We start from the raw sequence: 11,624 nt of genomic DNA, 5'->3' as shown, positions 1-11,624 counted from the left end.
GAAGCGGGGCGCCGAGGGGGCGGGCCGAAGGGGCGGCGAGTACGCCGGAGGCCGGGGCCGCCGGGGAGTGATCCCCGCTGCCCCGGCCTCGGCCGCGGTGCCGGTATCTCGGCGGGGTCTCGTCGTGGTGCGGTACTCGCCCCGGTGCCGCGAGCGGAACGCCGGCGGCACGGGCGCCGTCTCAGCCCTCGACCCGGTCCTGGGTGAAAGTCCAGGCGTACTGCAGCCAGTCGGAGAGGGCCACGGCCGTCAGCCCGGAGGCCACCAGCCGGGTCGGGCGCGGGGCGACGGCGTACGAGCAGACCAGCGCGCCGGAGATCCAGACGGAGAGGCAGAACGGGCAGGCCAGCAGGTCGCCCACGGCCCGCCGCGGACCGTGCCCCTGCGGTTCGTCCATGACCTCCCCGGCGCTCAGGTCCGCCGTGCGCCGGGTGAACGGCGCACGGACGAAGCCCGCGACCTTGCTCTTGCTGACCAGCCGGGACGCCTTGTAGACGGCCGTGCCCAGGACCAGCAGGTCCCAGGGCGGCACCCGCTCCGGCAGCCGGCGCCCGGACTTCCGCAGGCCGAGGGCGAAGAGGCCCACCCCGGTGGCGAAGCCGGTGGTCAGGGCGGCGTATCCGCCGAGGGGGACCTCGCGGTCCGGGGCGTACGCGCCGTCGTGCCGCCGGTCGTCCGCGGCCGTCCGTCCGGGTGCCGCGGGTGCTCGGCGGGTGGGGCCGGGTGGCCGGGGAGGGGAGGCATCGGTTCTCCGTACGTTGTCCGAGTGGGTCGCGCCGTCCACGCCGTGGCGCGGACGGCGCACCGGGCGGCGGCCGGGCGCACCGCCCGCGGGGTCAGCCGGCGGCGGCCGCCGTGCCGGAGAGAGCGTCCGGCACGGCGGGTCCGGCCGGGCCGGGGGCGGACGCCAGCCGCCGCCGCGCCTCGGCCAGGGCTCTGTCGACCGTGCGGGTACCGGTGGACACGCAGAGCGTGTACGCGGTGTCCTCCAGGCGCCGGCGCAGTTCCGGGCCCGGTTCGCCGCTTCCCGCCCGCGCCTGCAGGGTGGTGTAGCGGTCGACGAGTTCGCGCAGGACATCGGGGTGGGCTATCAGCACGGTGGTCCTCCAGCGGTGAGGGGGTGGTCCTTGCTTCGGCTGCCCCGCCCATCACTGCATATGCCGACAAAGTGGCGGCCCGCCGGTCCGCCGGTTCCGCCGCGGCACCGGGGGACAGGATGAGAGGGCGAACGGAGCCGGTGCCGGGCCTGACGCACCGCCACCCCGCCGGGTCGGCCCGGCGGTGGCGGCTCGGCGCCGGGGGTACGGCCCCGGCGAGCCCTCGGGGCGGCCCCGGAAGAAGGAGGAGAGCGAGCGATGCCCGATCCCACCGGAGGACAGCCGTCCCACCCGCCCGCGCCCTGGGTGTCCCGGGGCGAGATGTGGTTCGGCCTGCTGCCCGTCCGGCGCCCGCCGGACCTGCCGCCCGACCTCCGCCCGCTCGGGCCCCGCAACCGGATCGCCGTGGGCGTGGTGCGGTACCGCGAGGGGACCCTGCGCTACGACGAGCTGGCCCTCGGCCCGCTGGTCCGCCGGGGCCGCCGCGCGGGGCTGCTGATCCAGCGGATCTGGGTCGACGACGACGCGTCCGTGCGGGGCGGCCGCGCCATCTGGGGCCTCCCCAAGGAACCGGCCGAGTTCGCCTGGACCGGGGACTCCCTCCGGGTCGGCGACGACGGGGGGACGCTGGCCCGGATCACCTTCCGCCCCGGGCGCGGGCCGCTCTCCGCGATGCCGCCGCTGCCGGCGGTGCTCCCCGGATTCGGAGGGACGCCGGGGCGGCGCCTGTTCATCGCCGGACGGCTCGTCGGCAGACCGCGCCGGGAGGCCATGACCGTCACCGAGTGGTCGGACCGGCTGCCGCCGCTGCGCCACGGCCGCGCCCGGCCCTCCCTGGCCGTCCGGCCGTTCCGGATGACCGTGCCCGGGCCGGTGCGCTGCTGAGCGGGGCGCGGCACGGCGGCCGGGCGACCGCGCGGGCGGCGGAGGACGGCGGGGCGTGACGAGTCCGGGGGTCTGCACCCCCGTGTCAGACCCCCGGACTGTTTTTCCGAGTAAACAGTGACGCCGAAGGCGTGCGCAAGGGACAGCACTCCGGCGGTCCAACTCCGGCCGGAACCAAACGCGTTGGCCTCGACCCGGGGTGGGATACAGTGACCGACTGGACACCGGCGCGGACCGTTCCGGGTTCGCGCGTCGCGTTGCGCCGCCCCGGCCGTGAGCCGGCCGGGGAGCCGCCGGAGACGTGAAGTGGGGGCCGACCCATGAGTGGCTCAGCCGTACCTCCCGGGGACGAGCCCCGCACCCTCGCGGAGAAGATCACCTGGCTGCTGGAGAACGCCTTCCCGGCGGGCGGCGGCCCCGGCGGGAGCAGCGTCCCCTCGGACCGCCAGGTCGTCCAGGCCATCAACGAGCGCGCGGGCCGCCACGTCCTCGGCCACACCACCTTCTGGAAGCTCCGCACCGGGAAGACCAACCCCGAGACCGGCAGGCCCTACACCGCCTCCGACGACATCCTGCAGGGCATCGCGGAGTTCTTCGACGTGGACCCGCGGTTCTTCAAGACCCGCAGCGAGGTGGTCGGGCAGGTCGTGGAGTCGCTGCGCTTCCTCCGCTCGGTGCACAACGGCGACATCACCGGCATCGCCGGCCGCGGCATCGGCGACGAGGGCCTCTCCCGGGAGCTGCTGGCCTTCATGAACGAAGTGCTCGCCGACTTCCGCGACGGCACCGGAGCCGAAGCGGCACCGGGCCCGGGGACCGGAGGGACGGCGGGCACGGGAACCGGGAACTCGGGCCCCGGGCGGGAGCGTCCGCACTAGAATCGTCCGCCCACCGCACGGCCGCGCCCGCACTGCGTATCCCCGCCAGAGCCCCCACAGAGGCCGCCGATGTCCCTGCGCCGACTCCGGAGAAACTGCGAAGAACGCCTCGCCGACCTGCCCGTCCCCAGCCCCTTCTCCGTGCCCGCCCTCGTGCGGAACATGGAGGCGGTCAGCGGCCGCCGCATCATCCTCATGCCGCTGCCGGACCATATGCAGCACCCCGACACCGCCTGCGGTCTGCGGGTGAAGACCCCGCGCTGGAGCCTGGTCCTCTTCAAGCGGCGGGCCACCGAGAACCAGACCAACCACACGATCCTCCACGAGCTCGGCCACGAGTGGTTCGACCACGGCGGCACCCTCACCCCGGAGGACCTGCACCGTCAGATCCCCACCCTGGGGCCGCGCCTGATCGCCCGTTTCACCGGCGGGGTCGCCATCCAGGCCCGTGCGCACTACGACACCGTCGAGGAACGCGAGGCCGAGGTCTCCGCCTCCCTCATCCCCCTCATGGCCCGTGACCAGCCCGTCCGTGACGACGTGCTCGGCCGTCTGGACAGCTCCCTCTCCCGGCCCATCGCGAGCCGGCGCCGACGGCGCCCCTGACCCCTTGCTTCCGGAGGAAACGACCCGTGCTCGACTTATTCGGCTACGCCGTGGCCGGCATCATGACGGCCGTCGCCCTGTGGCGCCTCCCCTCCGCGCTCTGGGGCGACGCCCAGCGCCGGGCCCTGTGGGGCTGTTACGCGGGCTTCGCCGCCGCCCTCTGGCTGAAGACCAGGGCGGTGCGGCTGGGCCTGGACCACTCCCCCGTCACGGACCTCGACATCCTGCTCAAGCACTACGTCTCCACCGCGGCGATCCTCGCCATCCTCAGCTACATCGTCGCCATGTACGGCACCTCGCCCGGCGACGGCGGCGACGGCGCGGTACCCCGGCACGTCGCCGTCTCCCGGTGGGTGGCCCGCGTCGCCACCAAGGCGGCCCTCGGCGCGCTGGCCCTGATGACCGTGCTCTTCTTCACCGTCGTGGACCGCAGCCGGCCCAGCAACCACTTCCTCGCCGAGCACGCCGGACAGCCCGGCGCCACCGCCTATATGACGGTCTTCTACGCCTTCCTCACCGCCGCCACCGTGGTCTGCGCGTACCAGTGGACGAGCCAGACCCTGCGCGCCGAACGCCCGCTGCTCCGACTCGGCCTGGGCATGATGGCCGTCGCGATGTTCCTCGGCGTCGCCTATGTGACCAGCCGCGTCGCCTTCATCTGGGTCAGTGTCGCCGAACCGCCGGGGCGGGCGGTGGCCGACCGCTTCGAAGCCGTCACCGAGGCGGTGCAGCTGCTGGTCTTCGTGCTCTTCGCCCTCGGCGCCAGTGTCCCGAGCGCCGCGGCGGCCGTCCGCCGGTGGCGCCACTGGCGGGCGCTGGCCGCGCTGTACCCGCTGTGGCGCGATCTGATGGAGGCCTTTCCGGCCATCCCGTTCGACCCCCCGGCGGGCCGCCTGCGCGAGCTGACCCGCACCGACATGCCCGTCGGCGTCCGGCTCGACCGGTGGGTGCACGACATCGGCGACGCCGTCGACAAGCTGCGGCACCACGTCCCCGACGAGCTGCTGCCCGCCGCCCGCGCGGCCGCCGGGGCCGGTGCGCCCGCCGGCGAGGAACGGCCCACCGCCGAGGCCTACTGGATCAGGAGCGCACTGCGGATGAAGTCCGACGGGGCGCCGCCCGGCCCCGCTGCCGCCTTCGCGACCACGCCGGGCGCCGACATGGAGGAGGAGGTCTCCTGGCTGCTGCGCGTCCAGGCCGCCTACGCCCGGGTCACCGCCGAGCGGACGACCGCCGTTCTCCGGACCGTGGGACAGAGCGCATGACGACGACCGACACCACCGGCCCCGGATCCACTCCCCGTCCCGGCTCCGGACGCGGCTCCCGGTACGGGCACGCAGCCGCCGCCCGTGCCGTCACCGATCTCTTCCAGCCCCGGAACGTGCTGCTCGCGGGCATGACGGGGATCGGGTCGGCCGCGGCGGGCGGCTGGTGGGGTGCCCTGGGGGCTGCTGGGCGCCCTCTGCTCGGGGATCATCCCCGCCTGGTACGTGGAGTGGGAACGCCGGCGGGGCACCTGGGGCTGCCGGCACGTGGTGGACCGCACGCAGCGCGCGCCGATCTTCTTCGTCATTCTGGGCTCGATCGGGCTCGGGACCGCCGTGATGCTGCTCGGCGACGCGCCCGCGGGAGTCCTCACCGCGATGCTCGCGCTCTGGGCCATGACCGTGGGCCTGCTCGCGGTCAACACGGTCTGGAAGATCAGCGTGGACTGCGCGGTGGCCGCCTCGGTGGTCGCCATGCTCGGCGCCGTCCACTCCCCCTGGTGGCTCGCGGCCGTCCCGCTGGTGGTCGCCGTCTGCTGGTCCCGGGTCGCCCTGGGGTACCACACGGTCGCGCAGACCCTCGCGGGTTCCGCGCTCGGCGGAGCGACCGCGGGCGCCTTTCTGATCGGGTGAGACCGCGCCGCGCGGGCCCGGTGCCCGGGACGGGCGGAGCGGTACGGGCCCGTCAGCGCCGGTGCGCTCCGCCGCCGCCCAGGATCTTCACCTGCTTGCTCCGCGCCTTCCCGTGTCCGCCATTCCCGGACGACGCGGCGGCGCCGGCGGTGCGGAGCCCCTGGGCCCTCTCCGGTGCGGAGCGGGCGGAGGCCGCCGCCGGGACGGGTGTGCCGGGCCGGCCCCGGCCCTGCGGGTCCCGGGCGATCCGCCGCGGCGCGGAGCCGGACGCGGTGGAGGAACCGGACCGCTGGTCCGCCTGCCGGGCGGAGACCGCCTCCTCCTGCTCCGGCTTCTCCGGGGTTCCTCCGTCCTCCGCGGCCGGGGCCTGGGGCGCGGGCTGCTCGGTGCCGGTGCCGGCGGGCGGGGACGCGGACTGCTCGCCGCTGCCGGGGGCGTCGGCGGGAGCCGTCAGCGCGGTGCCGAGCAGGGCGGCGAGCACCGCCGTGCCCGTGGCCGCCAGCAGGCGGCGGCTCCGCACCGGCTGCCGGGGAACGCCCGGCAGGGTGTCACCGCCGGACCGTCCTCCGGCGGACGCCGGCCCGGCTGCCGCCGCGGCCGGAGCAGCGGGCGCGGTGCCGGCCGGGAAGCCGCCGGCCTGCTGGACAGCGGGCTCGCAGGCGGAGGGAACGGCGGTCCCGTCACCGCACAGGGCGGCCAGTGCGGTGCGGCAGTCGTGGGAGGCGGGCCGGGCTCCGGGGTCGAGGGCCGTCATCGCCCGGAGGAGGGCGGTCACGTCCTCCGGCAGGTCGCCGGGGAAGACCGGCGGGCGGTGCAGGCGGGCGATGGCCGCCTCCAGCGGGGCGCCGTGGTACTCCAGACCGCCCTTGAGGCACTCCAGCAGGACCAGGCCGAGAGCGTAGATGTCCGCGGGCGGTCCCGCCCCCTCACCCGTGACCTGCTCGGGCGCCATGTAGGCGGCGGTGCCGACCAGGGTGCCGGTGGAGGTGTGCGCGGTCGTGCCGACCATCTGCGAGATGCCGAAATCGGTCAGATACGGTTCGCCCCCGGTGTCCAGCAGGATGTTGGCGGGCTTCACGTCGCGGTGCACGATCTCCGCGTCGTGCACATGGGCCAGGGCGTCCGCCAGGGCGGCGCCGAGCCGGGTGACCTCCCGCAGCGGCAGGGGCGCGGTCGCACGGTCGCGCAGGGTCCGTCCCGGCACCAGTTGCATGACGAGGTAGGCGCTGCCGTCGTGCCGGCCCATGTCGTAGACGGTGACCAGTCCCGGGTGCCGCAGCCGGGCCAGAAGGAGGGCCTCCTGGGTGAACCGTTCCTCCATCTCCGGTTCCGTACCGGGCCGGAAGACCTTGACGGCCACCGGCCGCCCGAGGCGGAGGTCCACCCCCGCGTACACGTCCGCGACACCTCCCGAACCGAGGTGCCGGTCCAGACGGTACCGCCCGGATAGGGGGCCGGCGGAAGTCAGTGATCGCGGCGGTGACTGACAGTCCCACATGCGTACTCCCCACACCCCTGGAATCGGCGGGGCGGCACTTGACGACAACACGGACATCACACGCTGTGGCCGCGTCTACCCGGCTGGACCCGCCCCATCCGTCCGGAATCGGATCACTCGTCCGCAGGGAGCGGATATGACCCCGGGAGGGCCCGGCCGGGGAGGGCCGGACCGCTCACGGGCCGGGGGGTGCGGAACCGGCCCGGGGCGGTCCTCGCGCCGTGCCGTGTCGCGCCATGTCCCGCCATGTCGCGGATCACGCCCGCTCGACGTGGGGGCCCGACTGCCGGCCGCCCGCCCCGAGGGTGTCCACGAGCCGGAGGATCTCCATCGGCAGCGGGAAGATGAGGGTGGAGCTCCGCTCGTCGGTGACCTCGGCCATCGTGGAGAGGATCCGCAGCTGCATGGCCGCCGGGTGCTCCTCCAGCCGCTCCGCGGCGTCCGACAGCGTCTGCGCGGCCTCGAACTCGCCCTTGGCGTGGATGACCTTGGCGCGCCGGTCCCGTTCCGCCTCCGCCTGCCGCGCCATGGCGCGCCGCATGGGCTGGGGCAGTTCGACGTCCTTGACCTCGACGAGGGTGACCTTGACGCCCCAGGGATTGGTCACGTCGTCGATGATGCGCTGGAGCCGCTGGTTGATCTCGTCCCGGTTGATCAGCAGCTCGTCCAGGTCCACCTGGCCGAGGATGCTCCGCAGGGTGGTCTGGGCGATCTGCGAGGTGCCCTTGATGTGGTCCTCGATGGCCACCACGGACCGGTTGGGGTCGACGACGTTGAAGTACGTGACGGCGTTGACCCGGACGGTGACGTTGTCCTTGGTGATGATGTCCTGCGGCGGGATGTCCATGGTCACCGTGCGCAGGGAGACCCGGATCATCCGGTCCACCACGGGGATGATGACGAACAGCCCCGGGCCCTTGGCCCCGATGATGCGCCCGAGCCGGAAGACGACTCCGCGCTCGTACTCCGGGACGATCTTGATGGCGGCCATCGCCAGCAGGAGCAGGACTCCCACGGCGGCGAGGATGCCGACCAGTGCTCCGTTCATGGTCACTCCTTCTCGGAAGGCGGCCGGTCCCCACCGGGGCCGGCGTGTTCGACGACGAGTACGAGGTCCTGCCGGTCCACGACCCGGACGAGCTGCCCCTCCGCCAGGGGGGTGTCCCGGCCGAGGACGTCCCACCACGCGCCGTCGAGCAGCACCTGGCCGCGGTCGCCCTCGGCCCGGCTCACGACCACCTCGCGTCCGAGGAGGGCTTCCTCCCCGGTGGCCGGCGGACCGCTCCGGGCCCGCCAGGCCAGGCGGCCGGCGATCAGCGAGCCGCCTCCCACCACGAGGGCGGTGGGCCACAGCACGGCCGGATCGACCTCGGTCTCCCCGCGGAAGAGGAAGATCCCGGCGAACACCAGGGCGACGGTGCCGCCTCCGGCGAACGCCCCGATCCCGGGGGTGACCACCTCGCCCGCGAAGAGCGCGGCGGCGAGGAGGATCAGGAACAGCCCGGCCACATTGAAGGGCAGGACGCTCAGCGCGGTGAAGCCGAGCAGCAGCGCGATGGCACCGATGACCCCGCCGAAGCCCATGCCGGGGCTGGCGAGTTCGTAGATGACGGCCAGGGTGCCGATGGACAGGAAGAGGTACGCCAGTTCGGGGCTGGCCAGCATCTGCCGCAGCTCGCCGAAGAAGCCGAGGTCGTACTCCACGACGCGGGCGCCGGCCGTCCGCAGCACCACCTCGCGTCTCCGGTCCTCCGAGCCCACCTCGACCCGCCGGCCGTCGGCCGCGTCCAGCACGGCCCGGCGGGAGGGCTCCACCAGGTCGACCACGTTCTGCCGCAGCGCCGCGCGGTCGGAGATGGAGGTCCCCTCGCGCACCATGTCCTCGGCGAAGCCGGTGTTGCGCCCGCGCTGCTCGGCGATCGAGACGGCGAACGCGGCGGAGTCGTTGACGACCTTCTCGCTCGCCTCCTCCCCCTGGCCGCCGACCGGGGTGCCCGCGCCGATGTGGGTGCCCGGGGCCATGGCCGCGACATGCGCGGCCATGGTGATGTAGGCGCCCGCCGAGGCGGCACGCGCCCCGGAGGGCGAGACATGGACGATGACGGGGACCCGGGCGTTGAGGAAGGCGCGCACGATGCCCCGGGTGGACTCCAGCAGCCCGCCCGGGGTGTCCAGTTCGACCAGCAGCGCGGCGTGGTCCCCGGCCTCCGCCCGGCGCAGCCCGTCCTCGAGGTGGCCCTCCACGACCGGGGTGATGGTGCCGTCGACCCGGGTCGCCAGCACCGTCCGCTCCCCCGCCGGCGCGGCACCCGCCGCCGGCAGGGCCAGGAGCCCGGCCAGGACGGCGAGGAAGACCGAGGCGCACAGCCGGACGGGGAACGACGGCGCGCCGCCGGGACCGGGCGGCCGGTCCCGGCGCCGCCGGCGGGCCGGACCGGTCCGGCCGGGGTGCTCTGCTTCTGCTGCCCGCGCCATGGATGTCTCCTGAAAGGGGCCTCGCGCCGCGGTGACCGCACCCGGGACTCCACCCCTCGGGGGGCCGGCCGGGCGCGGACGCCGGGGCCGGGTTCCCCGTTCTCCGGATGCCAATCCGCCAACGCGCCCGATTCGGGCGTCAGTTGCCGGAAGGAGAGGGAGTGAGCACGACGAAGTCCGCCCCGAAGGGGTCGGCGCAGACGGCCATCCGGCCGACGCCCTCGGCGGTCTCCGGCCCCATCTGCACCGTGCCACCGTTCTCGGTGACCTTCGCGACCGTGGCGTCGCAGTCCTCGACCGCGAAGACCGGGTGCCAGTAGGGGCGCCCGCCGGTCTGCTCCAGATGCTCCGCCGGGAGTTCCATGATGCCGCCGTGCATCCGCTCCTCGCCCTTGCCGGCGGGTCCGATGAGGATGTAGGTGCCGCCTCCGCCGGGCATCTCCATGTCCTGCGTCTCCCAGCCGAGGAGGCCGCGGTAGAACTCCCGCGCGGCGGCCCCGTCGGTGGTGTACAGCTCGACCCAGCACAGGGCTCCCGGCGCGTCCACGGACTCCAGGCCCGGCTCCGCCCCGGGCTGCCAGAGTGCGAACTCTCCCCCGAGGGGGTCGGTGAGCTGGGCCATCCGGCCCTCACCGCCCATGTCGGACGGGGGCACCCGCACCGTGCCGCCGGCCCGCTCCACGGCCTGGGCCGCGGTGTCCGCGTCGGGGGTGAGGAAGTAGACCGTCCAGGCGGGGCGGGCGCCCTCCTCGGTGAGCGGACCGGCCGCGGCGACCACCCGGCCGTCCCGGCGGAACACGCCGTATCCCCCGGCCTCCGGGCCGGCGGACCGGAACTCCCAGTCGAAGACGGCGCCGTAGAAACCGGTCGCGGCGCCGACGTCGGGCACGCCGAGATCGATCCAGCAGGGGGAGCCGGTGACGAAGTCAGTGGTGATCACGGGGGTTCCTTTCGCGGGCCGTCCATCGTTGCCGTGGAATCAGCCTGCCACCGGCCACCGACAGCCGCCCGGCGGCCGTCCCCCGGCCGGCTCCGGCGGGGGGACGGGCGCGTCCGGGCGGGGCGCCGCGCGCCTACCGCTCCGGGGCGTCCCCGAAGTCGTCCTCCGCTCCGCTGATCGTCTCGTCGAAGACGGGAGTCAGGAAGGGGTTCGTGGCGGGGGGCCCGGAGGCCGCCGCCGTGGTGGTCCGCTCCGCTTCGACGGCGGAGAAGAGCGAGGTCGTCTGGTGGATGGGAGGTCTCCGGTTCAGAGGAAGGACGGCCGGTACGGCCGGACGGCGCCGTCTCGGGCACCGGTGGGGGCGGCCGCCCGGTCTCGGGCGCCGCCGTCCGGGGCCGCCGGCACGGGGACCACGGGGTGGCCGGGCCGTACCGGAAGCCTCGCGAGGTGGCCGGCGCGCCCTCGGAGCCGGCCCTCTGCGGGCCGGGCAACGGGCGGCCGGCGCCTCAGAGCTTGGTCATCTTGCTGTAGGGACTCTTGACGCGCGCGCGAAGGCCGCCGAAGTCCACCAGGACCGCGGTCTCGTCCTCCACACCGATGACCCGGCCGAGGCCGTGCTCGTCGTGAGTGACCCGGTTACCCACCGCGAACTGCTCGGGCGGCGGCACGACCGGGACTTTGAAGGGGCTGGAAGGCAGGTGGCGCCGGTATCCGGCTGACTTTGTCATTGGGTCCAGTATGCGCCAGCGGACCCCCGGGTGGGAGGTGTGGGGCCCATTACCGTGCGATCACGGTTCGGCCGGGGCCCGGGGCGGCCCCGGCACCGCCCGTTCCGGGGGCCGCGCCGCCGCGGGCCGGGATGCCCGGCGGAGCCGGCCGGCGGCTCAGAAGCGGAAGACACCCCCGGTCGCGGCGGCCGCGCAGCCGCGGTTGGAGTACCGCTCCGTGAAGGAGACCTCGCGGGCGCCCCAGGTGCCGTCGGCGGTGACGGTCACCGGTGCCCAGAGCCCCGTGCAGCCCGCGGAGCCGGGGGCGATCCGCTCGAAGTACCCGTCCGCCGCGGCCAGCGTCGCACAGGCCTCCTTCGGACGGGGGTGGGTGCCGCCCGGCGGATCGCACTCCAGGGTGACGGTGGTGCGCGGGCCGGACCCGGACGGCTGGTCCGGGGTGATGGTGAGGGTCAGCGAGGATCCGGGCGCGGCGGCCGGGGAGGCGGCCGCGGCCGGTCCGGCCGGGAGGACCGGCAGGGCGAGGGTGAGGCCCGTGGTGAGGGCCGCGGCTAAGCCCGGGACACGCTTTCTCCGCATGTGCTTCTCCTTCACGAGAGGTGCTCGGGAGGTGACGCGG

The 11,624-nt window shown here is 74.9% G+C and carries 12 protein-coding genes and 1 pseudogene; 5 read left to right on the top strand and 8 right to left on the bottom strand.

What is annotated here, in order from left to right:
- Positions 1–181: 181 nt before the first annotated feature.
- Positions 182–784 carry a DUF1360 domain-containing protein gene (locus E4N63_RS29960; protein WP_230242225.1) on the bottom strand — a complete coding sequence of 201 codons (603 nt, stop codon included), beginning with the start codon at positions 782–784 and terminating at the stop codon, positions 182–184.
- A gap of 52 nt (positions 785–836) precedes the next feature.
- Positions 837–1,097, bottom strand: a complete 261-nt coding sequence (locus E4N63_RS29955) for a DUF5133 domain-containing protein (RefSeq protein ID WP_125623231.1) — start codon at positions 1,095–1,097, stop codon at positions 837–839.
- A gap of 258 nt (positions 1,098–1,355) precedes the next feature.
- On the opposite strand from E4N63_RS29955, the gene E4N63_RS29950 reads away from it, so the two are divergent.
- The 5 genes and pseudogenes from E4N63_RS29950 to E4N63_RS29930 all read left to right on the top strand — a co-directional run bounded on the left by E4N63_RS29950 (position 1,356) and on the right by E4N63_RS29930 (position 5,364).
- On the top strand, positions 1,356–1,982 hold the full coding sequence (locus E4N63_RS29950; RefSeq protein WP_125623232.1) for an acetoacetate decarboxylase family protein: 627 nt from the start codon (positions 1,356–1,358) through the stop codon (positions 1,980–1,982).
- Positions 1,983–2,302: 320 nt separating this feature from the next.
- Positions 2,303–2,860 carry a hypothetical protein gene (locus tag E4N63_RS29945; protein WP_125623233.1) on the top strand — a complete coding sequence of 186 codons (558 nt, stop codon included), beginning with the start codon at positions 2,303–2,305 and terminating at the stop codon, positions 2,858–2,860.
- Between the two features lie 69 nt (positions 2,861–2,929).
- Positions 2,930–3,466, top strand: coding sequence for a toxin (locus tag E4N63_RS29940; protein WP_227962484.1), 537 nt, complete (start codon positions 2,930–2,932; stop codon positions 3,464–3,466).
- 62 nt (positions 3,467–3,528) lie between these two features.
- Positions 3,529–4,731 (top strand): MAB_1171c family putative transporter, encoded by a 1,203-nt coding sequence (locus tag E4N63_RS29935; RefSeq protein WP_230242711.1) that lies wholly within the window; start codon positions 3,529–3,531, stop codon positions 4,729–4,731.
- 131 nt (positions 4,732–4,862) lie between these two features.
- Positions 4,863–5,364 (top strand): annotated as a pseudogene (locus E4N63_RS29930) (hypothetical protein).
- 52 nt (positions 5,365–5,416) lie between these two features.
- Here E4N63_RS29930 and E4N63_RS29925 read toward each other — a convergent pair.
- The 6 genes from E4N63_RS29925 to E4N63_RS29900 form a co-directional block, all read right to left on the bottom strand.
- Entirely contained in the window at positions 5,417–6,760 is a 1,344-nt protein-coding gene (locus E4N63_RS29925; protein WP_230242223.1) for a serine/threonine-protein kinase, read from the bottom strand.
- 358 nt (positions 6,761–7,118) lie between these two features.
- A complete protein-coding gene (locus tag E4N63_RS29920) occupies positions 7,119–7,910 on the bottom strand; it encodes a slipin family protein (RefSeq protein WP_043466936.1) in 792 nt (263 codons plus the stop codon).
- Positions 7,911–7,912: 2 nt separating this feature from the next.
- The gene (locus E4N63_RS29915; RefSeq protein ID WP_230242221.1) at positions 7,913–9,337 is read right to left on the bottom strand and encodes a nodulation protein NfeD; all 1,425 of its coding nucleotides are present in this window, start codon (positions 9,335–9,337) and stop codon (positions 7,913–7,915) included.
- Positions 9,338–9,476: 139 nt separating this feature from the next.
- Positions 9,477–10,277 carry a VOC family protein gene (locus tag E4N63_RS29910; protein ID WP_125623237.1) on the bottom strand — a complete coding sequence of 267 codons (801 nt, stop codon included), beginning with the start codon at positions 10,275–10,277 and terminating at the stop codon, positions 9,477–9,479.
- Between the two features lie 506 nt (positions 10,278–10,783).
- The gene (locus E4N63_RS29905) at positions 10,784–11,005 is read right to left on the bottom strand and encodes a hypothetical protein (protein WP_039820693.1); all 222 of its coding nucleotides are present in this window, start codon (positions 11,003–11,005) and stop codon (positions 10,784–10,786) included.
- A gap of 156 nt (positions 11,006–11,161) precedes the next feature.
- Complete coding sequence (locus E4N63_RS29900) at positions 11,162–11,584, bottom strand: SSI family serine proteinase inhibitor (RefSeq protein ID WP_125623238.1); 423 nt, start codon at positions 11,582–11,584, stop codon at positions 11,162–11,164.
- Positions 11,585–11,624: the final 40 nt, after the last annotated feature.

The sequence above is a fragment of the Streptomyces sp. MNU89 genome (assembly GCF_020982505.1).
GTDB lineage: Bacteria > Actinomycetota > Actinomycetes > Streptomycetales > Streptomycetaceae > Streptomyces > Streptomyces xinghaiensis.
Note: the sequence above shows the minus strand (reverse complement) of the source record. Positions and strands in the feature narration are given on the sequence as shown.

What these genes read in the sequence shown, in the direction of transcription:
- E4N63_RS29905 (WP_039820693.1), bottom strand. Translation starts at nt 11,005, where the DNA reads ATGACAAAGTCAGCCGGATACCGGCGCCACCTGCCTTCCAGCCCCTTC.
- E4N63_RS29920 (WP_043466936.1), bottom strand. Translation starts at nt 7,910, where the DNA reads ATGAACGGAGCACTGGTCGGCATCCTCGCCGCCGTGGGAGTCCTGCTC.
- E4N63_RS29945 (WP_125623233.1), top strand. Translation starts at nt 2,303, where the DNA reads ATGAGTGGCTCAGCCGTACCTCCCGGGGACGAGCCCCGCACCCTCGCG.
- E4N63_RS29935 (WP_230242711.1), top strand. Translation starts at nt 3,529, where the DNA reads ATGACGGCCGTCGCCCTGTGGCGCCTCCCCTCCGCGCTCTGGGGCGAC.
- E4N63_RS29940 (WP_227962484.1), top strand. Translation starts at nt 2,930, where the DNA reads ATGTCCCTGCGCCGACTCCGGAGAAACTGCGAAGAACGCCTCGCCGAC.
- E4N63_RS29915 (WP_230242221.1), bottom strand. Translation starts at nt 9,337, where the DNA reads ATGGCGCGGGCAGCAGAAGCAGAGCACCCCGGCCGGACCGGTCCGGCC.
- E4N63_RS29950 (WP_125623232.1), top strand. Translation starts at nt 1,356, where the DNA reads ATGCCCGATCCCACCGGAGGACAGCCGTCCCACCCGCCCGCGCCCTGG.
- E4N63_RS29900 (WP_125623238.1), bottom strand. Translation starts at nt 11,584, where the DNA reads ATGCGGAGAAAGCGTGTCCCGGGCTTAGCCGCGGCCCTCACCACGGGC.